The sequence below is a fragment of the Yoonia sp. 2307UL14-13 genome, from assembly GCF_037572755.1.
In the GTDB taxonomy this organism is placed as follows: domain Bacteria; phylum Pseudomonadota; class Alphaproteobacteria; order Rhodobacterales; family Rhodobacteraceae; genus Yoonia.
Genome location: NZ_JBBIFZ010000003.1, coordinates 105,162 through 125,479 on the forward strand (window position 1 = coordinate 105,162; position 20,318 = coordinate 125,479).

Genomic DNA, 20,318 nt, shown 5'->3' on the forward strand with positions numbered 1-20,318 from the left:
CTGCTCCTTTATCGCCTGATAGCGTCGATCACGCTCCGGATCCGCTCATCCTCTTTGTCGAGAAAGCTCTGGCCCAGCTCATAGCTGCGCTGAACTTCAATCATGCGGCTGATTTGGGCGATCGGATTAACATTCGAATCCTCAAGAAAGCCCTGCAGCATTCGGCCATCGGGTATGGGCTCCGTACCGCCAGCCGTCGCGAACATCACACCGCCTTCCCGGGTCAAATCGGCGGGGTCGATCGGCCGGACCAATCCGACCTGTCCGATCGGCTGACCATTCGCACTGATCGTGCCGTCGGCGCTGATGCCCATCGCCCCGGCGCCTTGCGGTACAAAGACCGGCGCGCCGCCAGCATCCAGAACCGGATACCCATCCGGCGTCACAAGATCGCCATTGGCGTTGGGCTGAAACGCACCGGCACGGGTCAGCCGTTGCCCATTCGGCGTCTCGATCAGGAAAAAGCCCTCGCCCTCAATGGCAAGATCAAAGGTGCCTCCGGTTTGCGACAGCGATCCTTGCAGCATGATCGTGTCCCGCACCGCTGCTTTCGCCATCGATAGCGATGGCATATCAGGACCAAGGCTTTTGACATGTTCGGCAAACATCACCCCCTCGGCCCGAAATCCGGTCGTCGAGGCGTTGGCGATGTTGTTGGCAATGATCTGCATCTCTTGCATCAGACCGGCCTGCCGTGTCAGCGCCGTATAGCCTGCATTGTCCATCCTCAGCCTCCTGCGATAATCGGGATCAGCGTGCCCTGAAAAAGGTTGACCAGCGTTTCGGACATGAATGCCATCGTGACCCAGAAAATGGCGACGATCGCACCCAGTTTGGGAACAAAAGTCAGCGTCATTTCCTGTATCGACGTGAGCGCCTGAAAAAGCCCCACCACCAAACCGGCAGCGAGCGCGACACTGAGGATCGGGATAGAGATGACAAACGCCACCCAAAGCCCCTGCCGCAACGTGTCATAAAAGACCGCCTCGGTCATCAAATCGGCATCCGCAGAATTTCCTGGTAGGCCTCCACGACCTTGTCGCGCACCGTTACGACGGTTTGAACCGCAAGTTCGGTCTGTGCCAGAGCCTGAACGAGGGCGTGCGGATCCGCGCCGCCCGTCATGGCCTGCAAGCCAGTGGTTTCGCTGGTTTGCAAAGTCGATAGGAAGTCTTGGGCAGCGCCAGCGAGCGCGGTTGCGCCCCCGTCCGGCGTCGGTGCTGCTGCGGCTTTCCCCGCAGCATAGTTCTGGGCGACCAGTCCGTTAATATCCATCGGTGAGTTCCTTTATCTTCGCAGGAGGTCCATCAGGGCCGAGGACATCTGCCTGACCTGATCAAACATTTTGAGGTTGGCTTGATAGCTGCGCTGCGCCTCGCGCGCATCGGCGATCTCGATCAACATATTGACGTTGGACCCGTTGTAATGGCCGCTGGTATCCGACAGGGGATTGCCGGGATCATAAATCCGCGTCAATTCCGCTCGATCCAGCCTGACCTTTCCTGTTTCGACTGCACCGGTCCGTTGACTGTCGGCGAAAGCCTCTTGAAAGGCGATTGTCTTGCGCCGGTAACCCGGCGTATCGACGTTTGCGATGTTTTCCGACACATGCCGCAATCGATTGGCCTGCGCTTTCATACCACTTGATGCGACCGACATCGCCTCGCTAAAATCGCTCATTGATCTGCCTTATGTTTGTCCGAGAGTCGTGCGAAGGACGGTCATCGTATGCCGGTAGATGGTCAGAGCACGATTATGCTCCCGGCTGATCGCCACTGCGTTCAGCATCTCATCTTCGATGGAAACAGTGTTGCCGTCGGGCGAAGCCTGGCCTGCTTGTGGCCCAGTGGTCGCGGCTGGTTTCATGACAGCCTCCAACGACATGTGCCCAGGACGGGTCAGACGCATATCACTCGTATGATCGGCGCGATAGATTTCGGAAAACGAGGGTATCGAAGCCGCAGAAAACCCAGGTGTATCGGCGTTTGCGATGTTCCTGGCCACGACAGCCTGCCTGCGGCCCGCATGTTCAGCCATGGCTGCAGCGGTCTCAAAAAGATCCAGCGATTGGTACATTGGGGATTCTCCCGCATCTGCTTTCAACCAACCATTAAGGACGATTCCTTAAGATTGGGTTTGTGGTTAATCGGCAGAGCGTAAAATGAACGACAAATTCATCGACAGAATGATCAGGGCGGTAACGCAGGGCGACGATATCCGCCCGGTCGGGCGTGTTATCGATGCAACGGCGCAGACGGTGCAGGTCGCGATCGCCGGAGACAAGAGTCGAATCGGGGATCGGGCGAAGATCCATTCGGTCAAAGGACCAATCAGTGGAGAGATTGTCCGCCTGGGCGAAACTGGTGCGCAGGTCATGATTGACGGTGCCGGCGAAGGTGCCGCGATCGGCGATCGGGTTGTCCTCGACGGATCGGCAGCCTTTGCCCCCGACGCCAGTTGGGTCGGGCGTGTTATTGACCCTGATGGAAAACCACTTGATGGACGGCCGCTGTTGCCTGGGATCGCAAGCCACCAAAGGCAGCGCCCGCCACCCCCGCCCAATGACCGTCGCGCGATGGGCGAACGCCTGGAAACAGGTTTTGCGGTATTCAACACTGTGTTGCCGATCGTCCGAGGGCAACGTATCGGCCTGTTCGCTGGATCGGGTGTCGGCAAATCGACCTTGATCGCCGATCTTGCCCGTAACGTTACCGCCGATGTCGTCGTCATCGGGCTCGTTGGTGAACGTGGGCGCGAACTCCGCCACTTCGTTCAGGAAGTACTGGGTCCGAAGGGATTGAAACGCGCGGTTGTTGTCGCGGCGACATCCGATTCATCTCCGCGAGAGCGCAGGAACTGCGCATGGTCAGCCGTGGCCGTCGCAGAGTACTTTCGGGATCAGGGGCTTCATGTTTTGTTGCTTCTGGACTCTGTCACGAGGTTTTGTGAAGCGCATCGTGAAATCGCGGTTGCGGCGGGGGAAGCCGCGAGCCTGCGCGGATTTCCGGCGACAACGGGGCCCGCAATCGCCGCATTATGCGAAAGGGCCGGTCCGGGTGTCGAACACGTCGGAGATATCACGGCCGTATTCTCAGTTCTGGTTGCCGGATCGGATATGGATGAACCTGTCGCAGACATGCTGCGCGGTGTGCTGGATGGGCATATCGTCCTTGATCGGGAGATTGCGGAGCGTGGTCGCTTTCCGGCTGTCGACGTTCTCCGCTCCGTTTCGCGATCGTTACCCGAGGCGGCAAATACACAGGAAAACGCTCTTATCACACAAGCCAGAACACATTTGGGAACATATGACCGTGCCGAAATGATGATCCAAGCGGGTTTATACACACAAGGGTCGGATCCTGCTATCGATGCGGCGATTGCTTGCAAAAATGCGCTTGATAGTTTTCTGGCGCTACAGGATCAGCGTGGAACCTTGGCCCATTTCGCAAAGCTCCGTCAGGCGGTCTCTCCAACATCGACTGAGATGCAACGGGATGAAAACGCAAATTAAACGAGGGTGTCGAATGCGCTATGCCAGCTGTGGGGTAAGCCTTGGCGTCGATTGCAAAAGCGTCAAAGCGGTGGCGCCAGCCGTGACGGAAGCCGTATTGGCGGCCTCGGAGCGAACAAGGAATAGACGCACCAGCTTTTCACGTTGTTCGGGCTGCGAAATCGCATTGATCTGGTCTGTCCCAAACACCGACTGGGCGCGGTCTTTGAAAATACTGAGCTGTTTGTCCAGGTCGATACTCGCGATACTTTGTGGCAAGCCCAGCGCCGTTTGAAAAACGCTACGCAGCGGCGGATTGCCCATGACCGAAAACCAGCGCGCATCTTGACTGTTGCTGCGATCAAGGATGTCCGACAACCCACTTTCGACATTCATCGCCAGGCGGAGATCATTATTCTGTTCGCCGACCGCGCGTTCAAATTGCCGCGCCTCATAGCGCGACACGATCTCTTCTGGAAACTGGCTCAAACCGGTTCGCGGAGCGGCACGGTCGCCAAATCCAAAAGCGCGGCTGAAATCGGCATAGCGATTGTCGGTCAGACGGTTTGCCAGCGCATCATCGGCGATCGTGCCATCTTTCAGGATCTGAAGGATGAAAAAGCGATTATCGATATCGTCATCAAGACCGAACGCGCCCAGCGCCACAGACAAAAGCTGCCGATCATTGACCAAGTCCTCCGCTGTCCTGACGTTGCCGATATTCTGCGCAAAATAGCTGGTGGACCGAGCGACAGGTTGACTGTCCGCAAAGGCCTGTTGCTGGTTATCCAGCGTTCTTTCCAAAAAGCGCCAGCCAGTATAGCCACCAAACGGAATAATCGGCTGAAAGGTCATGCCCGACCGACGGATAAAAGACGCGCCTCACGTGGAAGGAGGCCACGCAAGCATTTCAACGCGCGATAGAAGTCCTGCTTCGTGACAGCATCGGTCGCGCGATCAAGCTGATTTTGGCTTTCGTCGTCCCGAAATGCCCGGCTTAGTTGTTCGATCCCGCGCAAGATCTGCGGGCGCGCATCATATTCGTCGACATCACCCGCCAGAACAAGCTGCGCGATGTAGCAAACGCGCCTTACTGGTGTGTTGACCTCGTCCGGTCGGATCGCATCGCGCAGTCGCAATATGTTCGCGTTCGGCGTCAGGATGGACAGTCTGCTGCGCCGATCGCCGTTTTCGATCACGGCCCCGTTGACCAGCACCCGCTCTTTCGGGCTGAGTTTTAGAACCAGGCCGGACATCAAGTTGCCCCCTGCCCGTTCAGCCCGCGCAAAACGGCCGTGTTGATATCGACCAAAGCGGCGCTGTCAGCTTCGCCACGCAGAATTTTGCGACTGTGCAATTCCGTGAATTCGGCGAGGTAAAAGATTTGAGCACGCAGCATCTCTGGCAAATCGTTATCGTGATCGGCGACACCTGCGGCCATTGTCGTCCACATCTGTCTGTTGCGATGCAAGGCGTCGGCCAGCGCCGGGAAATTCGATTTGTTCGCTGCCGCTTTGCGCAGATCGGAGGTAATCTGGGTGACGAGTTGGGCCTCAATAGACCTTTCGCTGCGTATGGCTATTTGTCTTGGGGCGTAAGCCTGCCGGGCCTGTTCAATGGCGTTCACGGTTTGTCCTTCCGACATACATAGAATGAAAATACAGTTTCACCGCATTCGTGTGTTGGCGGCGGCCCCATATGACCGCCGCCAAACGTCATTAACGGAACAGTGACAGGATCGTCTGCGGCGCCTGGTTAGCGATCGACAGTGACTGCACACCCAACTGCTGCTGCACCTGAAGCGCCTGCAGACGGGCAGAAGCCTCTTCCATATCGGCGTCGACCAATGCGCCGATCCCTGACTTCAAATTGTCCGTCAGGTTCGAAATGAACTCGGCCTGCGTATCGATCCGACCCTGACTGGAACCAAATTCGGCGGCAGCGTCAATGGTCGTGTCGATATAGGTTTCGATATTCGCCAATGCCGCTGCAACGCCTGCGTCCGATGTCACGTCGAGGTTATCAAGACCGACCAGACCGCCAGTCGCCGTACCGCCGGCGGCACCAGCGTCGGTCAGCGCCAAGTCAGTCGCGCTATCATTATCGATCTGCAGTATCCAGGCGCCCGTGTTTTCGTCCTGCTTTACGTTGGTCGAGATGTTGTCGATACCGGCACCATCGATGACCGTTTTCAGGCCCCGCGCTACATCTTCGAAGGTCTCACCCGGGCCAGCGACGTAGTCATAGTTCACGCCACCGATCGACGCGCGATACCCGTCTCCCTCAGCGACGCCCGCAGTGGTCGAAAATGTCAGCGTAGAGGCCCGTGCAGCGATCGTTTCGCCGGTGAAGCCAGCGCCAGCACCGCCAGCACCGCCACCGTTGACGTTCGCCGTCGCAGTCCCATCGGTAGTCGAGAAATTCACCTCGACATCATCGAACTTCGACAATGATGTCAGCGTGATCGTGCCCGTTGCAGCCGTCGCCGAAATACCTTCGATACCGGCAGCGTTCAAAGCCGCGGTGATGCCATCGGCGATGCTTGTCGCTGTGTTGCCGGTTGCGGCTGATGTAAACGTAACGGTTTCACCAGCGACCTGCAGATTGTAAGTATTGCTTGCTCCGGCTGTCGTCGCGGCCAACGCGATTGTCATCGTGTTGCCTGCGTTGGAGAACTGGCTGCCAGCGACGCCTGCAAGGCTGTTTGCCCCATCAGCCGCCGTGATGTTGGCGCTCAGATCCGCACCGGTACCATAGACACCGGCGTCAGTGCTCAGGTCCTGTCGCGCAACCGTGATATTCGCCGAAGACACAGTGCCATCGCTGGCCCGGTCAAGCGAAGACAACACATTCACCGCATCCGTGCCGTTCAGCATGTTCAGGCCGTTGAATTGCGCGGCACCGACAACCGAAGAAATTTGATCGGTAATTGCATTGACATCGGCCTGCAACTTGGTCCGGTCAACGTTTTCACCCTGCGCCGCGACGATCTTTTCTTTCATATCGACAAGCAGATCTGTCACGGTTTCCGCGCCGTTCCGGGCCACTGCGACTGAAGAGCTACCCAATGACAGGCTTTCAGAAATCGCCTTGAAACCCTTCACGTCGGATTCCATGACTTTTGAAATCGCCCAGACGGCCGAATTATCACGGGCCGAGCCGACCTCTTTACCCGTCGAGATCATGGACTGGGTTTTGGCAAGATCTCCGTTGATGGATTTCAGTGTTTGCAGCGCGACCATTGCGCTATTGTTCGTCAGAATACTGGACATCGTTTGGTCCTTTCAAAGAGAGGCGCTTTGCGCCGGTTTCATTTGGATATCCGTGCGTTTTGCACAGGTCGAAACGTCATTCTGACGAAATCTCATCTTCGGCTACGAATACGAGAGCCTTCATGGCGGTGCTTGCGATATGTCATCAAAGCACTGAACAGGATGTTAATCCGAACCGGTGGATTGCTTTCAATTTGATGCAATTCCTCAGGCTTTCCGAAACAAATTACCTTGCCGCGCCTCGACCGAAGCAACATGACCACTTTGATCGTAGACATTCATGCCGCGACCGATTGCTTCGAGCGCGCTAATACGATCGCGCGCCGCAAGAATACCAGCCTGAGCCGCTGACAAGAGTTGATGATTCTTTTCCAATGCGTCGCGCACCCGTAGGGCGGTATGTTGGTCGATGGGGGTTCGCAAAAGACGATTCATGAGTGTCGTCTTACGCTCCAGAAGTTGTTGAAGTGTTGCAAAGTCACCGTGCTTCAAAGCCACTCTTTCATCGCCCAATAGCTCAAGAAGAGAATTCGCGTTTGTGTCAGCCATCCAGCCGCACCTTCATCGCCTCGAACAGCGCTTCGGCCAATCCAATACCGCCCGCTTTCGCCATCTCCTCCGCCTGCGCTTCACGGAGGAAAGATGCGAACTGATCTTCACCGACTCCGCCGCCGAACGCATTGCGCGCCTCACCAAGGCCAGCCGATTTCAGCATCTCGGCCAGAAAGGTCGCCTCGAGCTTTTGGGCGGCGTCGCGAAGTTTTAGGTCGTTTTCTGCATAATCAGGCAGGCCGACCAATGGTCTTGGCGCTGGCAGGGCGGGGAGTGTATTCATCGGTTTCTCCGTCGATATGATTTTCACGTTTGGCATATCAGCCGTAAAGATTGAGTAATTTTTTGGTGGCATTGAAAGACGAATAGATTCTTTTGAGGCCACCGATGACACTGCCCATATTGCCCGATCAGATCATCTTACCGGCCGTTGCAGCTTTGGAGATTGCGGTTGCGGAACCGCAGAGCGACTTTCAGACGGCATTCACGCTGGACGCTGCCGAAACCACAGCAGACCCTTTGTTACCTGAACTGGCTATCCCAACCGACGTGGCCGAGCCCTCGGAAGTCACGGTTGATGAAGAAAGTACACTTGGCTCTGATGCGTCGATCGCCAAAGTCGATACTGTTGATGCTGAGGCAGCGATCGGAAAGATCCTGAACCAAGAGCCCACGCTGCCGACTGTCACCGTCGTGAAACCAAGCACATCGGTCGATCCTGATACAATCGTAGTGGCCCCGGTGACGATGCCACATATCAATGAGACATTTCCAAAGCGGATAAAAGTTGAACAGGATGACCGATCCGCGAACGACGCTTTGCCGCGACATCATCAACGCACTGATGCGCCCAGTCTAATGGCAAAGCCAAATCCGCAAACAGAGATGATCGTTGGCACACCGGCCCCGCGCGGAAAAGCCGAGCTTGAGGTTGAGCATACTGAAAGGCGATTTGAGCCCGGCCCAACGGGCGCTTTCGCGCTGCCCAAAACCGCTCATGTTGCCAACGCGGTCGGCGAACCGTTGAAACCGACGAAAAGCGGATTGATAATTCGCGCGGTTTCAGCGCTCGAGTGGTCCTCATTGACCAAAGGCGAGGCTACATCTAGCGCTGATTCCGCACCGATCACCGGCGGCGTTGAGCGTTTTGCGACCACCGTATCGACAGCGGGCGCGTCCGGCACGACCACCGAGGCCGCGCGACCGGTAATGCAGCAGATTTCTGCCGCGGTAATCTCTGCCAGAGGCAACACCATAGAGGTTGCGTTGAACCCGGAAGAACTGGGTCGGGTCCGACTTCAGATATCGGGTGTAGATGGCGGATTGAGTCTGCAGCTTATGTCTGAACGCCCAGAAACGATGGAGCTTTTAAAGCGCCACATCGACCTGCTGGCGCAGGATCTGGAAAAGTTGGGTTATGAGACGCTGTCCTTTTCATTCGAACAGGAAGGCCAGACCGAGCGCGAGCACCATGACGGCCTGACAGATTTTCATGCTTTGACCGACGAGGACGTAACCGATCAAGCCAGCCGCACGGTCAGTCAACTTCAGGCGGTCGGACTCGATCTAAGACTTTAAGGAAAACCCATGGAGCCAATTACAGCACAAACAACCAGCACGCAGGTATCGATCCCCAATGCACAAACCGATGCCGACAGCAGCCCGATTGCTTCTGATTTCGAAACATTTCTGCGCATGCTCACGGTCCAGATGCAGAACCAGGACCCGTTGAACCCGGTCGATTCTTCCGATTATGCCGTCCAACTCGCGACGTTTTCGGGGGTCGAACAAGCCGTGTTGACCAATGACCTGCTCAAATCGCTGACGACCCAGATGAACACGAGCGGTCTGACGGAATTGTCGGCATGGGTCGGCAGAGATGTTCGGGCGGCGGCACCGACCTATTTCGACGGGAACCCGATCAGCCTACCGCTGAAACCAGCGTCGACCGCAGACCGCGCGGACCTGATCGTGCGTGATGAAAACGGTGTCGAAGTCCAACGAATGCAAGTTCCGCTCGCGCAGGAAGAATTGGAATGGGCGGGTGTCGATTTGGGGGGATACCCCCTTCCGGACGGACTGTATTCATTCGAATTGCATAGTCAGCTTGACGGCGAGGTTATCGCGCAAAGCCCTGTCGAAACATATGGCCGCGTCGTCGAAGTACGTCGGGACGGCAACGACTATGTTCTTTTCCTGAAGGGCGGCGCGACGGTAGGGAGAGATGTCGTGACGGGCGTCAGAGATGCGGCAACCTGACCCGTTGGCACCCTCGGGGCAGCCCGCTGATCCCAAGGTCAAATAATCTGGACGAGCCAAATCGCAAGAACCGTCACGACGCCCCCCAATGCCATCCACGCCAATCGTGCGATCCGCCGTTGCGGCTTGGGCGGCGGCGGCGGGTTGTTGAAGCGGATGAGTGTTTCTTCGACATAACGCGGAAGCTGCGGACCGAACCGCGACAGAATACGTGCCGTAACGGCAAGGTCGCGCAAGAGCGCTTTCGGTCCAATACTTTCCTTGATGTAGTCTTCGACGACCGGTTTCGCGACTTTCCAGATATTCATATGCGGATCAAGCGACCGCGCAACACCTTCCACAACGACCATGGTCCGCTGCAACAGGATCAGCTCCGTCCGGGTCTCCATCCCAAAGCGTTCGGTTACCTCGAAAAGATAATTCAGCAGGCGTGCCATGGAAATACGGCTGGCGTCCATGCCAAAAATCGGTTCACCCACGGCGCGCAAAGCACGGGCGAATTCGTCGACATCCCGATCGGCAGGCACATATCCAGCCTCGAAATGCACCTCTGCGACGCGCCTGTAGTCTTTGCGGATAAAACCGAACAGGATTTCGGCATAAACGCGGCGCGTATATTCGTCGATTCGGCCCATGATCCCGAAATCGTAGGCGATTATGTCACCATTTGCGGCGACTTTCAGATTACCCTGATGCATGTCGCCATGAAAATAACCATCGCGCAGCGCATGGTTAAGGAACAACTCCATCACCCGCGCCGCCAAGGCGCGCCGATCATGCCCCGCCTGGTCAAGTGCATCGTTGACCCCGATATTCGTGCCCTCGGCCCAATCAAGCGTCATTACCCGGCGGCTGGACAGGTGCCAGCGGACCAAAGGCACCTGAAATCCTTCGTCGCTTTCGGTATTGGCGGCGAACTCTGCCGCACCTGCGCTTTCCAGCCGCAAGTCCAGTTCGCCCATGACCACACCTTCGAAATGGGTGATCACATCCATGGGCCGCAAACGACGTGAAGCAGGGGAAAGCAATTCGATGGCGCGGGCAGCGAAATAAAAGGCATCGATGTCCTTACGAAAGGCCCGTTCGATGCCGGGGCGCAGAATTTTGACGGCAACTGCGTCACCGCCTTCGGCAAGATGCGCCTTGTGAACCTGCGCAAGCGAAGCAGCGGCCACCGGTTCGGAAAATGTCGAAAACAGTTGATCGAATGGGGCGCCGAGCTCGCGCTGAATTTCGGCCTTGGCTTCTTTCATCGAAAAGGGTGGAAGTTTGTCCTGCAGGACACGCAGTTGCACCGCCAATTCGTCGCCGACCACATCCGGCCGGGTCGAAAGCACCTGACCGAATTTGATATAGGCCGGGCCCAGCGCCGTCAGTGCGCGGGGCGCGGGCGGCATCGATAAATCACCCTGATACCCAAGCCATTTGAACGGCCAGACCAGCGTGCGAAAGGTAATGCGCAACAACGGCCCGGCATCGAAAGCATCCAGCACCACCTTCATCGCGCCGGTGCGTTCCAGCGTCGCACCGGTCCGGATCAGCCGGATGATGTTGTGCGGCCCACGCAACCTACAGCTTCCACCCCGAATGAAGTGCGGCGACACCCATGGTCAGGTTGCGATATTTGGCATTCTCGAATCCGGTGTCATGGATCATCGACAGGAAATTCTCTTGATCGGGGAATTTCCGAATAGATTCGACCAGGTATTGATAGCTGTCACGATCGCCCGCGATCATCTGACCCATCCGCGGAATGACGTTGAATGAATACGCATCATAGACCGATTGCATCATCGGGTTTGGCAGTTGTGAAAACTCCAGCACCATCAAACGCCCTCCGGGTTTGAGAACCCGATATGCCTCGGCCAATGCGTCTTGTGGTCGGGTCACATTCCGGATGCCGAAGCTGATCGTATAGACGTCAAAGCTGTGATCATCGAAGGGCAGGGCCATCGCATCGCCCACCACCCAATCCAGACTGTCGGAAAGACGGTCGGCCTCGGCGCGTTTCCGACCCTCGATCAGCATCGGCTCGGTGAGATCCAGAACGGTCGCATGACCACGCCCCGCGCGTTTCAGGAACCGAAACGCAATATCGCCCGTTCCTCCCGCCACGTCGAGCAGCCTCTGCCCGGGCCGCGGAGCCAGCCAGTCCATCATCGCATCTTTCCAAATGCGATGAACCCCACCTGACATCACGTCGTTCATGATGTCATACTTTGTTGCGACAGAGTTGAAGACGCCCCGGACTCGGCCCGCCTTTTCACCTTCGGGGACGGTTTCAAAACCAAAGTGGGTCGTTGTTTCCGACTTATCTGTCATAACCTGCTTTCTCAACATCCTCGCGAACGGTTATACGCTGTTGATCTGAGAGACAAACTGTCATTGTGCCACATTGGATCAGTGGGCCAAACGAGAGAGATCAACCCACATGCCGGAACTTCCCGAGGTCGAAACCGTAAGGGCCGGCCTGGCCCCATACATGGAGGGTCAGGTTCTGGCGCGTGTCGACGTCAACCGCCCTGACTTGCGCTGGCCATTTCCCGAACGGATGGCCAAGAGGCTGACGGGACGGCGGATCGTCCGGTTGAGGCGTCGATCAAAGTACATTCTGGCAGATCTTGATGATGACAACACGCTTCTGATCCATCTTGGCATGTCCGGACGGATGATCATTTCCGGTGATGTTCCAGGCGTTTTCCACCGACCAGAGCCAATTCCGGCCAAACACGATCATGTTGTCTTTCACATGAACAATGGCGCAAAAATCACTTTCAACGATGCGCGGCGATTTGGTGCCATGGATCTTCTTGCTACCGCGGCTGAGGCGGATCATTGGCTGATCCGCACCTTGGGGCCCGAACCCTTGGGCAATGATTTTCACGAAGACTACCTAGTTGCGCGTCTCAAGGATCGCAAATCTCCGATAAAAACCGCACTTCTCAATCAACGCATTGTCGCGGGACTGGGCAATATCTACGTGTGCGAGGTATTGTTTCGGGCCGGTATCCATCCGGCCAGAAAAGCCGACAAGATCAGCGCCGAACGGGTCGCCAAATTGGTCCCCATCATCCGTGACGTTCTGCACGAAGCGATCGCCGCAGGTGGGTCTTCTTTGCGTGATTACCGGCAGACAGATGGCGAACTAGGATACTTTCAACACAGGTTTCTTGTCTACGATCGTGCGGACCAGCACTGCCTAAATGGTGGATGTCAAAGTGAAATCCGGCGAATCGTTCAGTCAGGACGCTCATCCTTCTACTGTCCGCAATGCCAAAGATAGCTTGATCCGCATTGCACCTTTGATAACCAATGGTGCCTGATCAGTGGCAGCAAGGATACCAACATGGCCTTCGAGACGATTATCATGGATGTCGACGATGGTGTCGCGACCATCACGCTGAACAGACCCGACGCCATGAATGCTCTCAACGGCGTCCTTTTGGGCGAGCTGTGCACAGCCCTCGAAGATGCCGATACCCGTGAGAAGGTGCGTTGCATCATCATCACCGGATCAGAAAAGGCCTTTGCCGCCGGTGCAGACATCAGCGAGATGTCGGACAAGTCTTTCGTCGAGATGTACAAAAGCCGCTTCTTCGAAAATGAAACGGATCGCTTCAACCGGATCCGCAAACCCATTATCGCAGCCGTGGCGGGCTATGCGCTGGGTGGTGGATGCGAACTGGCCATGATGTGTGACTTCATCATCGCGGCCGATAACGCGAAATTCGGACAGCCCGAGATAAACCTGGGTGTGATCGCGGGCCTTGGTGGTACGCAGCGCTTGACCAGATTTGTTGGCAAGTCGAAATCGATGGATATGCATTTGACCGGCCGTTTCATGGATGCCGAAGAGGCAGAACGCAGCGGACTGGTCAGCCGGGTTGTTCCCGCGAAAAAACTGTTGTCGGAGGCTAAGAATGCGGCCGAAAAGATCGCCGAAAAGTCGCAACTGGCCACGATGGCCGCGAAAGACGCAGTTGATCGCGCCTACGAGACTACTCTTGCCGAGGGCGTGAACTACGAACGGCGTTTGTTCCAGTCATTGTTTTCGACTGATGACCAGTCGGAGGGCATGACGGCCTTCATCGAAAAACGCGAGGCGCAGTTTCGAGACAAATAGTGTGTCGGCTAACCTTGCCGAGTTTACTGCAGGCGCTAACTCCCGCCCGCTGGGTAAGGTGACTTTATACGCATGTGAACGAGGTGTATTTCATGAAGTTAGTCAGGTTGAAAACACTGTTTTTTCTGCCATTTGTTTTGTTTCCCAGCCTCAGCACGGCGGACGCCACACGTGATCGCGATGTTGTTGCGTTGTTGCCCGCCCAATTCGTGGAAGATACAGGTGCGGCCAATCGGATCGAGGCTGGCGACATCCTTCGGACGGTTTCACAAGAGGTCGCTGCAGCCGTTTGCCATTTTCATAACGGTGTCGCGCCGGACCTGAGTGAAAAGTTGCTGAACGAAGGTATCGGTAAGTTCGACGTCATGCTCGACGCGCTGCTTAACGGCAATGAAAACTTGGGCATCGTCGGCGGCGAGGAACGGCGCAAGACCATTGCTCTGCTAGAGCAAGTGGGCGCATCTTGGCAACCGACACGCGACGCAGCGCTGGGCGTCATCGCGGAACCGACCGACACATCGGCCGTCAATGTGGTCTATGGCAGTGCGACGACGCTGCTGGACCAAACCTACCTTCTACTCAGCGAGCTTGAGGGAGAATATGCCAATCCGGTCGAACTCCTGCAGGCCGATGTCATGCTGCTCGAGGTATCAGGCCGGCAAAGCATGTTGACCCAGCGCTTGTCTTATTTGGCCTGCCGCGCTTGGTCGGGGACGGCGGATGCCAATTACAAAGAGACTTTGGCTACAACCCTGAGTCAGTTCGACTTCGCCATGGGCGCGCTTCGGAACGGCATGCCGGAGATGGGTATCATGCCACCACCAACCGACGAGATCGCGGATCTTCTCGAACGGGCAGCGGCGGATTGGACCGTGATCGAAGGACATATCGCGACCATGAATGATGCGGACATCGCAGACACAGAAACGGCAGATGCGCTGTACCGCATGCTGGCCGACAAAATGTACACGATGGAAGAGGTTGCACATCAGTATGCGCTTTATTCCAAACGGGTTTATTAGTCGCTGTTGACTCGGCAAAGCAATGCAACTAATTGGCCCGTTGTACATGCGTGAGAGGTCCGCTTTGACCAGATGAGCCGGTAATGAACCCGGTCGGGCCTAGCGCTTAATTTATGAATTCGGCCCGACATGGCCATCTGAAACGGAACGAACATATGGCAAACTCTCCTCAGGCAAAAAAGCGTGCGCGCCAGAACGCGACCCGCTTTGCCGTCAACAAAATGCGCCGTTCGCGCATTCGCACCCATCTGCGTGCAGTCGAAGAGGCGATCGCCTCCGGCGATCAAAAGGCCGCGGCCGAAGCTCTCAAAAATGCACAGCCCGAACTTATGCGCGGCGTCACCAAGGGTGTCTTTCACAAGAACACCGCATCCCGGAAGATGTCCCGCCTGTCGTCCCGAGTAAAGGCGCTGGGCTGATCGGCGATTCTTGGCCGATCGTAGCTGATCGGCAATTTTGAAGAGCGCGCCCTCGTGGGGCGCGCTTTTTTTTGGGCTGTTGCCAGTCCACTCAGTTTTTACGGCATTTCAAAGGCATCGCAGATTCTTTCTGGCCAATCGCTGAGTCAAGCATGATGTTCTGTTGAAGCGTCCGCAGAGCCCTTGCTAGCTTAGCGTTGCGATTCACATCGTTCCGGGGGGACATGGAGGGGATCGGCAACACCAGGACGGTTCAGGGCAGTTTGCGGCGTTGAGCACAGATATTGTTGTCGGCTTTCATGCAATGCGGGTTTTGGGATCAATAGCTGCGCTTTGATACCCACTGCTTGTGTCTATTGGATCGCCAAGGTCTGCTCCTTGGCGGTGTTGTAGTCTATGTGCCTTTTTTGCTGCCCATTGGGGGATTACGGGCGTGTTCCGTAAACCCGCATCAGCGGTTTTGAGACTTGGTGAAAGGCAGTGCGATCGGGCAGGCAACCCGGACGGCGCCTTTGACTTTGTCCGGTGCTTTGTGCTGCGAGGGAAGGGGCGAAGACCCCCGGTATTGGTGAAATGGCATGTGTAAGTGGGACAAAGGGAAAAAATGACAAACGACATCTGGGCAAAGGTCTTGGCAGCATTGAAGGGCGCTTTGGGGGCAAATAACTTTTCGAACTGGATAGAACCACTAGAGTTTGCCCACTTGTCCGACGGCGTCGCGACATTCAACGTCCCCACCAGTTTTATCGGCAATTACGTGTCCCAGAACTTTGGTGAGCAGATTTTGTACCACCTGAACCAGAACGGGCAGCCCGTCCAGCGCTTGCAATTCTCAGTTGCATCCGGCGATGGACGTAAGGTCTTGCCGGTGGACGGTCAGCAGAAGATCACGCGGGTGCGCGAAATGGACGGGTCACCATTGGACAGCAGGTTCACCTTTGACACCTTCGTTGTTGGGAAACCGAACGAGCTTGCCCACGCTGCAGCCCGCCGCGTTGCCGAGGGTGGGCCGGTAACGTTCAATCCACTTTTTCTTTATGGCGGCGTTGGGCTTGGTAAGACGCACCTGATGCATGCGATCGCCCATGAGCTGAAAATGCGATCACCCGAGCTGAATGTGCTGTATCTGTCGGCCGAGCAGTTCATGTACCGATTCATCACGGCGTTACGCGATCGTAAGATGATGGATTTCAAACAGATTTTCCGGTCGGTCGATGTACTGATGGTCGACGACGTACAGTTCATCGCGGGTAAGGACAGCACGCAGGAAGAGTTTTTTCACACATTCAATGCGCTGGTCGATAGCCAGAAACAGATCATCATTTCCGCAGACCGTGCGCCAGGTGAGATCAAGGGATTGGAAGAGCGGATCAAGTCACGCCTGCAATGCGGCCTGGTCGTGGATTTGCATCCGACCGACTATGAATTGCGTCTTGGCGTTTTGCAGTCAAAGGTCGAATTCTACGCCGCGCAATATCCCGATCTTGCGATCGCAGACGGCGTGCTGGAATTTCTCGCCCATCGGATCACGACCAACGTTCGCGTCCTTGAAGGCGCGCTGACGCGCCTCTTCGCTTTCGCCTCACTGATCGGGCGCGAGATCACATTGGAAATGACCCAGGATTGTCTGTCGGACGTCCTGAAAGCCTCTGACCGGAAGGTCACCGTCGAGGAAATCCAGCGGAAGGTGTCCGAACACTACGCTATCCGCCTGTCTGATATGATCGGCCCCAAGCGCGTGCGCAACTATGCCCGCCCGCGCCAGATCGCGATGTATCTGGCCAAGCAGATGACCAACCGCTCCCTCCCGGAAATCGGACGCCGCTTTGGCGGCCGTGACCACACGACTGTCATGCATGGGGTGAAGCGAATAGAAGAGCTGAAAGTCCTCGACAGTCAGATCGCCGATGATCTGGAACTTTTGCGTCGCGCGCTCGAGGAATAGCCTCAGCGCTTGACGCAAGCGCACCCATCGTCAACAGTCCAACAAAACGCTTGAGCCACGCCGGGAATGCAGTACATTTTGCGTCCCGGTAACCTCAACAACCAAGATATGCGGAGCATGGGGACATGAAATTCAGTATTGAGCGCGGCGTACTTTTGAAAGCGGTCGCGCAGGCCCAATCCGTTGTCGAACGTCGGAATACAATTCCGATCCTCGCGAATGTGCTGATCGAAGCCGAAGGCGATGACGTTCAATTCCGCGCCACCGATTTGGATATCGAAGTGGTCGACAAAGCCCCCGCCAAAGTCGAACGCGCGGGGGCTACGACCGTCGCCGCGGTCACGCTGAACGAGATCGTGCGCAAGCTGCCTGACGGCGCCCTGGTCACGCTGACCGAAGACGGTGCATCGGGCCGTTTGACGATCGAGGCTGGCCGATCGAACTTCTCATTGGCAACACTGCCAAAGGAAGATTTCCCGATCATGGCGTCGTCGGAATATGCAGCCAATTTCTCGGCCCCCGCACCGACCCTGCGTCGCCTGTTCGACAAATCGAAATTCGCGATTTCGACCGAAGAGACGCGCTATTACCTGAACGGCGTTTATATGCATGTCGCGGACGGCGATAGCGGCAAGGTCATGCGTTGCGTTGCCACTGACGGCCATCGCCTTGCACGGATCGACGCCGACCTGCCCGACGGCGCGGCCGACATGGCGGGCATCATCGTGCCACGCAAAACCGTGGGCGAGTTGCGCAAGCTGTTGGACGATGACGACATGCAGATCGCTGTGTCCGTGTCGGAAACCAAGGTACGCTTTGCCACACCAGACATCACCCTGACCTCCAAGGTCATCGACGGAACATTCCCTGACTACACCCGTGTCATCCCGCAAGGCAACACACGCAAGCTGGAAGTGGATGCGACGGAATTTGCTCAAGCCGTTGATCGTGTCGCAACGGTATCCTCTGAACGCTCTCGCGCCGTGAAGCTGGCGCTTGACGAGGACCGGTTGGTCCTGTCCGTCAACGCCCCCGACAGCGGCGCGGCAGAGGAAGAGCTGGCTGTCGCCTACAGTGACGAGCGTCTTGAAATTGGATTTAACGCCAAATACTTGCTGGAAATCGCGAGCCAGGTGGATCGTGAGAATGCGGTGTTCATGTTCAACTCGTCCGGCGATCCGACATTGATGCGTGAAGGTAATGACACATCCGCCGTCTACGTCGTTATGCCAATGCGCGTGTAACGACCAGTGACTGGCGCTGCGGTCACGCAGATCACCCTTTCCCATTTTCGGTCTCACAAGCAGGCACGACTGACATGCGCGCCTGGGCTTGTGGCGTTTTATGGCCCCAACGGTGCAGGCAAGACCAACCTTCTCGAAGCTATTTCGCTTCTATCGCCCGGTCGGGGACTAAGGCGGGCTGTCATCAACGATCTGGCCAAGCGCCCTGAAGGCGTAGGGTGGAAAATCGTCGGACAAGTCCGGACCGATCAGACCTATGAGGTCGAAACCTGGGCCGAACCCGGCCAATCCCGGCAGACCCGCATTGACGGTAAGACCGCCCCGCAAGTCGCGCTGGGTCGCATCATGCGCATGCTGTGGCTGGTCCCCTCGATGGACCGGCTCTGGATCGAAGGGGCAGATGGCAGGCGGCGGTTCTTGGACCGCGCGACACTCAGTTTCGAACCCTCCCATGCCGAGGCCGTTCTGAGCTATGAAAAGGCAATGCGCGAACGAAACCGCTTGTTGAAGGATATGGTACGCGATCCGCATTGGTACGTAGCCGTAGAGCGCCAGATGGGCGAGACGGGCGCACTGATCCATCGCAACAGGGCGACGACCATTGCGCGGCTGAACGCAGCACAGGAGGCCGCTGAGACGGTCTTTCCAACCGCACTGCTACAACATGACATCGGTGAAGGCATCAGCGATCCTGCGACGCTGGGTGACGCACTCACGGAAAACCGTCCGCGCGACATGGCAGCCGGTCGCACCTTGCTGGGCCCTCACCGCGCGGACCTCAACGCAACCTTCACGGCTAAGGGGATGGCAGCCCGCGATTGCTCGACCGGCGAACAAAAGGCCCTACTGATCAGTCTGATCCTTGCCAATGCCCGCGCCTTGGCCGCCGATGGTCCACCGGTCCTGCTGTTGGATGAGGTGGCCGCGCATCTGGATGTCGGGCGGCGGCGCGCGCTTTATGAGGAACTCGCGACGCTTGGTGCGCAGACCTTCATGACAGGCACCGGGGCGGAATTGTTTGGGGAAATCGACGGCGATGCACAGCATTTCGAAGTGACTGAAACCGATGGAGTCTCCAGTCTCAGTCCAAAGTCGAAAACGGGTGACCTGCACAAATGACGGAACCAGTTTCAAAGTCGATGCACGCGACGATCTGCAGGCGGTTGGACGAAATCGCCGCGGAAGAAAATATCACCATCCTTCTTGCCATTGAATCCGGATCGCGCGCATGGGGTTTCCATTCGCCCGATAGCGACTATGACGTCCGCTTTATCTATACGCGCCCCATCGACTGGTTCCTGACACTGGGCAAGAAACGCGATGTCGTGGAACGGCCGATCGACGACCTTCTCGATATCAGCGGATGGCAACTGGATAAAGCGCTTGGGCTTGCCATAAAAGGAAACGCCGTACTGGCCGAATGGCTGCAATCACCTATCATCTACCGCGCGATACCGGAGGCGCATCAGGCGGTTCTTGATTTCTGTTGGGGCGCCATGCAGCCGCGACCGGTGATGTGGCACTATCTCTCGTTGGCGCAGCAACATCAGTCGCGGGCACAAACCGAAGACGGTCGCGTCCGATTGAAACGTTTGTTCTATACTTTGCGACCTGCCTTGTCGCTGCGATGGATGCATAAGAATGATTTTGACATTCCGCCAATGGACATGGATTCGCTCTGCGCCGGCGCCGCGCTGGCCGAAGGCGAGGCCGAGGCGATTGCGAAACTGATCGCGTTGAAGATCGCGCGCGCTGAAAAGGCGGTCGGCGCGGCGCCGGACGCATTGATCTTTTCCATCATAGATCGCGCCTTGGATCAGACCCGCGAGACGTTGAAGAGCCTGCCGGATCAACCCAATGGCAGCCTATCTGCGGCTGCTGATCGGTTGCACATCGCGCTGACGAAACAGCTGAGCTGAAACCACAAAATCTTGTGTCATTTGCGTGACAATCCCGCCCGAAATGCGTATATTTTGAGGGTAAAAAGACGGG

The 20,318-nt window shown here is 56.7% G+C and carries 24 protein-coding genes; 11 read left to right on the plus strand and 13 right to left on the minus strand.

What is annotated here, in order from left to right; all coding sequences use genetic code 11:
- Positions 1 to 8: 8 nt before the first annotated feature.
- From V8J85_RS10040 to V8J85_RS10060, 5 genes are read right to left on the minus strand one after another with little or no spacing between them, the layout of a single operon-like run.
- Positions 9 to 725 (minus strand): flagellar hook-basal body complex protein, encoded by a 717-nt coding sequence (locus V8J85_RS10040; protein WP_339953597.1) that lies wholly within the window; start codon positions 723 to 725, stop codon positions 9 to 11.
- A 2-nt stretch (positions 726 to 727) separates the two neighbouring features.
- A complete protein-coding gene (locus V8J85_RS10045) occupies positions 728 to 994 on the minus strand; it encodes a flagellar biosynthetic protein FliQ (RefSeq protein ID WP_445285891.1) in 267 nt (88 codons plus the stop codon).
- Positions 994 to 1,275, minus strand: a complete 282-nt coding sequence (gene fliE, locus V8J85_RS10050) for a flagellar hook-basal body complex protein FliE (protein WP_339953599.1) — start codon at positions 1,273 to 1,275, stop codon at positions 994 to 996. The genes V8J85_RS10045 and fliE overlap by 1 nt, the downstream gene beginning before the upstream one ends.
- A gap of 12 nt (positions 1,276 to 1,287) precedes the next feature.
- Positions 1,288 to 1,680, minus strand: a complete 393-nt coding sequence (gene flgC / locus V8J85_RS10055; protein WP_339953600.1) for a flagellar basal body rod protein FlgC — start codon at positions 1,678 to 1,680, stop codon at positions 1,288 to 1,290.
- 9 nt (positions 1,681 to 1,689) lie between these two features.
- Positions 1,690 to 2,076, minus strand: a complete 387-nt coding sequence (locus V8J85_RS10060) for a FlgB family protein (protein ID WP_339953601.1) — start codon at positions 2,074 to 2,076, stop codon at positions 1,690 to 1,692.
- A gap of 85 nt (positions 2,077 to 2,161) precedes the next feature.
- On the opposite strand from V8J85_RS10060, the gene V8J85_RS10065 reads away from it, so the two are divergent.
- Positions 2,162 to 3,511: a FliI/YscN family ATPase gene (locus tag V8J85_RS10065; RefSeq protein ID WP_339953602.1), complete on the plus strand. Its 1,350-nt coding sequence runs from the start codon at positions 2,162 to 2,164 to the stop codon at positions 3,509 to 3,511.
- An 18-nt stretch (positions 3,512 to 3,529) separates the two neighbouring features.
- On the opposite strand, the gene V8J85_RS10070 is transcribed toward V8J85_RS10065, so the two are convergent.
- The 6 genes from V8J85_RS10070 to V8J85_RS10095 form a co-directional block, all read right to left on the minus strand.
- On the minus strand, positions 3,530 to 4,345 hold the full coding sequence (locus V8J85_RS10070; protein WP_339953603.1) for a DUF1217 domain-containing protein: 816 nt from the start codon (positions 4,343 to 4,345) through the stop codon (positions 3,530 to 3,532).
- Positions 4,342 to 4,746 carry a flagellar biosynthesis repressor FlbT gene (gene flbT / locus V8J85_RS10075; RefSeq protein ID WP_339953604.1) on the minus strand — a complete coding sequence of 135 codons (405 nt, stop codon included), beginning with the start codon at positions 4,744 to 4,746 and terminating at the stop codon, positions 4,342 to 4,344. The genes V8J85_RS10070 and flbT overlap by 4 nt, the downstream gene beginning before the upstream one ends.
- Positions 4,746 to 5,117 carry a flagellar biosynthesis regulator FlaF gene (gene flaF / locus V8J85_RS10080; protein WP_339953605.1) on the minus strand — a complete coding sequence of 124 codons (372 nt, stop codon included), beginning with the start codon at positions 5,115 to 5,117 and terminating at the stop codon, positions 4,746 to 4,748. Before flaF ends, flbT begins: the two co-directional genes overlap by 1 nt.
- Before the next feature lie 91 nt (positions 5,118 to 5,208).
- Positions 5,209 to 6,762 (minus strand): flagellin N-terminal helical domain-containing protein, encoded by a 1,554-nt coding sequence (locus V8J85_RS10085; RefSeq protein WP_339953606.1) that lies wholly within the window; start codon positions 6,760 to 6,762, stop codon positions 5,209 to 5,211.
- Positions 6,763 to 6,969: 207 nt separating this feature from the next.
- Positions 6,970 to 7,311, minus strand: a complete 342-nt coding sequence (locus V8J85_RS10090; RefSeq protein WP_339953607.1) for a hypothetical protein — start codon at positions 7,309 to 7,311, stop codon at positions 6,970 to 6,972.
- Positions 7,304 to 7,597, minus strand: a complete 294-nt coding sequence (locus V8J85_RS10095; protein WP_339953608.1) for a rod-binding protein — start codon at positions 7,595 to 7,597, stop codon at positions 7,304 to 7,306. The genes V8J85_RS10090 and V8J85_RS10095 overlap by 8 nt, the downstream gene beginning before the upstream one ends.
- Before the next feature lie 119 nt (positions 7,598 to 7,716).
- On the opposite strand from V8J85_RS10095, the gene fliK reads away from it, so the two are divergent.
- Both fliK and V8J85_RS10105 read left to right on the plus strand, forming a co-directional pair.
- Positions 7,717 to 8,892 (plus strand): flagellar hook-length control protein FliK, encoded by a 1,176-nt coding sequence (gene fliK, locus V8J85_RS10100; protein WP_339953609.1) that lies wholly within the window; start codon positions 7,717 to 7,719, stop codon positions 8,890 to 8,892.
- Positions 8,893 to 8,901: 9 nt separating this feature from the next.
- Positions 8,902 to 9,573 carry a flagellar hook capping FlgD N-terminal domain-containing protein gene (locus tag V8J85_RS10105; protein WP_339953610.1) on the plus strand — a complete coding sequence of 224 codons (672 nt, stop codon included), beginning with the start codon at positions 8,902 to 8,904 and terminating at the stop codon, positions 9,571 to 9,573.
- Positions 9,574 to 9,611: 38 nt separating this feature from the next.
- Here V8J85_RS10105 and ubiB read toward each other — a convergent pair whose 3' ends face one another.
- Positions 9,612 to 11,141, minus strand: coding sequence for a 2-polyprenylphenol 6-hydroxylase (gene ubiB, locus V8J85_RS10110; RefSeq protein ID WP_339953611.1), 1,530 nt, complete (start codon positions 11,139 to 11,141; stop codon positions 9,612 to 9,614).
- Position 11,142: 1 nt separating this feature from the next.
- Positions 11,143 to 11,895, minus strand: coding sequence for a bifunctional demethylmenaquinone methyltransferase/2-methoxy-6-polyprenyl-1,4-benzoquinol methylase UbiE (ubiE, locus tag V8J85_RS10115; protein WP_339953612.1), 753 nt, complete (start codon positions 11,893 to 11,895; stop codon positions 11,143 to 11,145).
- 109 nt (positions 11,896 to 12,004) lie between these two features.
- Between ubiE and mutM the strand changes: the two genes are divergently transcribed.
- From mutM to V8J85_RS10155, 8 genes are all read left to right on the plus strand, one after another.
- Positions 12,005 to 12,856 carry a bifunctional DNA-formamidopyrimidine glycosylase/DNA-(apurinic or apyrimidinic site) lyase gene (gene mutM, locus V8J85_RS10120; RefSeq protein ID WP_339953613.1) on the plus strand — a complete coding sequence of 284 codons (852 nt, stop codon included), beginning with the start codon at positions 12,005 to 12,007 and terminating at the stop codon, positions 12,854 to 12,856.
- A gap of 63 nt (positions 12,857 to 12,919) precedes the next feature.
- On the plus strand, positions 12,920 to 13,696 hold the full coding sequence (locus V8J85_RS10125) for an enoyl-CoA hydratase (protein ID WP_339953614.1): 777 nt from the start codon (positions 12,920 to 12,922) through the stop codon (positions 13,694 to 13,696).
- A gap of 92 nt (positions 13,697 to 13,788) precedes the next feature.
- Positions 13,789 to 14,718 carry a type IV pili methyl-accepting chemotaxis transducer N-terminal domain-containing protein gene (locus V8J85_RS10130; protein WP_339953615.1) on the plus strand — a complete coding sequence of 310 codons (930 nt, stop codon included), beginning with the start codon at positions 13,789 to 13,791 and terminating at the stop codon, positions 14,716 to 14,718.
- Between the two features lie 155 nt (positions 14,719 to 14,873).
- On the plus strand, positions 14,874 to 15,137 hold the full coding sequence (gene rpsT, locus V8J85_RS10135; RefSeq protein ID WP_339953616.1) for a 30S ribosomal protein S20: 264 nt from the start codon (positions 14,874 to 14,876) through the stop codon (positions 15,135 to 15,137).
- A gap of 604 nt (positions 15,138 to 15,741) precedes the next feature.
- A complete protein-coding gene (gene dnaA / locus V8J85_RS10140; RefSeq protein ID WP_339953617.1) occupies positions 15,742 to 17,082 on the plus strand; it encodes a chromosomal replication initiator protein DnaA in 1,341 nt (446 codons plus the stop codon).
- 125 nt (positions 17,083 to 17,207) lie between these two features.
- The gene (gene dnaN / locus V8J85_RS10145; RefSeq protein WP_339953618.1) at positions 17,208 to 18,326 is read left to right on the plus strand and encodes a DNA polymerase III subunit beta; all 1,119 of its coding nucleotides are present in this window, start codon (positions 17,208 to 17,210) and stop codon (positions 18,324 to 18,326) included.
- Between the two features lie 6 nt (positions 18,327 to 18,332).
- Positions 18,333 to 19,445 (plus strand): DNA replication/repair protein RecF, encoded by a 1,113-nt coding sequence (gene recF / locus V8J85_RS10150; protein WP_339953619.1) that lies wholly within the window; start codon positions 18,333 to 18,335, stop codon positions 19,443 to 19,445.
- Positions 19,442 to 20,245, plus strand: coding sequence for a nucleotidyltransferase domain-containing protein (locus V8J85_RS10155; protein ID WP_339953620.1), 804 nt, complete (start codon positions 19,442 to 19,444; stop codon positions 20,243 to 20,245). The genes recF and V8J85_RS10155 overlap by 4 nt, the downstream gene beginning before the upstream one ends.
- Positions 20,246 to 20,318: the final 73 nt, after the last annotated feature.

Excerpts from the sequence above, each read along its gene's own strand:
- V8J85_RS10040 (WP_339953597.1), bottom strand. The coding sequence starts at position 725 with ATGGACAATGCAGGCTATACGGCGCTGACACGGCAGGCCGGTCTGATG.
- V8J85_RS10045 (WP_445285891.1), bottom strand. The coding sequence starts at position 994 with ATGACCGAGGCGGTCTTTTATGACACGTTGCGGCAGGGGCTTTGGGTG.
- fliE (WP_339953599.1), bottom strand. The coding sequence starts at position 1,275 with ATGGATATTAACGGACTGGTCGCCCAGAACTATGCTGCGGGGAAAGCC.
- flgC (WP_339953600.1), bottom strand. The coding sequence starts at position 1,680 with ATGAGCGATTTTAGCGAGGCGATGTCGGTCGCATCAAGTGGTATGAAA.
- V8J85_RS10060 (WP_339953601.1), bottom strand. The coding sequence starts at position 2,076 with ATGTACCAATCGCTGGATCTTTTTGAGACCGCTGCAGCCATGGCTGAA.
- V8J85_RS10065 (WP_339953602.1), top strand. The coding sequence starts at position 2,162 with ATGAACGACAAATTCATCGACAGAATGATCAGGGCGGTAACGCAGGGC.
- V8J85_RS10070 (WP_339953603.1), bottom strand. The coding sequence starts at position 4,345 with ATGACCTTTCAGCCGATTATTCCGTTTGGTGGCTATACTGGCTGGCGC.
- flbT (WP_339953604.1), bottom strand. The coding sequence starts at position 4,746 with ATGTCCGGCCTGGTTCTAAAACTCAGCCCGAAAGAGCGGGTGCTGGTC.
- V8J85_RS10085 (WP_339953606.1), bottom strand. The coding sequence starts at position 6,762 with ATGTCCAGTATTCTGACGAACAATAGCGCAATGGTCGCGCTGCAAACA.
- V8J85_RS10090 (WP_339953607.1), bottom strand. The coding sequence starts at position 7,311 with ATGGCTGACACAAACGCGAATTCTCTTCTTGAGCTATTGGGCGATGAA.
- V8J85_RS10095 (WP_339953608.1), bottom strand. The coding sequence starts at position 7,597 with ATGAATACACTCCCCGCCCTGCCAGCGCCAAGACCATTGGTCGGCCTG.
- V8J85_RS10105 (WP_339953610.1), top strand. The coding sequence starts at position 8,902 with ATGGAGCCAATTACAGCACAAACAACCAGCACGCAGGTATCGATCCCC.
- ubiE (WP_339953612.1), bottom strand. The coding sequence starts at position 11,895 with ATGACAGATAAGTCGGAAACAACGACCCACTTTGGTTTTGAAACCGTC.
- mutM (WP_339953613.1), top strand. The coding sequence starts at position 12,005 with ATGCCGGAACTTCCCGAGGTCGAAACCGTAAGGGCCGGCCTGGCCCCA.
- V8J85_RS10125 (WP_339953614.1), top strand. The coding sequence starts at position 12,920 with ATGGCCTTCGAGACGATTATCATGGATGTCGACGATGGTGTCGCGACC.
- V8J85_RS10130 (WP_339953615.1), top strand. The coding sequence starts at position 13,789 with ATGAAGTTAGTCAGGTTGAAAACACTGTTTTTTCTGCCATTTGTTTTG.
- rpsT (WP_339953616.1), top strand. The coding sequence starts at position 14,874 with ATGGCAAACTCTCCTCAGGCAAAAAAGCGTGCGCGCCAGAACGCGACC.
- dnaA (WP_339953617.1), top strand. The coding sequence starts at position 15,742 with ATGACAAACGACATCTGGGCAAAGGTCTTGGCAGCATTGAAGGGCGCT.
- dnaN (WP_339953618.1), top strand. The coding sequence starts at position 17,208 with ATGAAATTCAGTATTGAGCGCGGCGTACTTTTGAAAGCGGTCGCGCAG.
- V8J85_RS10155 (WP_339953620.1), top strand. The coding sequence starts at position 19,442 with ATGACGGAACCAGTTTCAAAGTCGATGCACGCGACGATCTGCAGGCGG.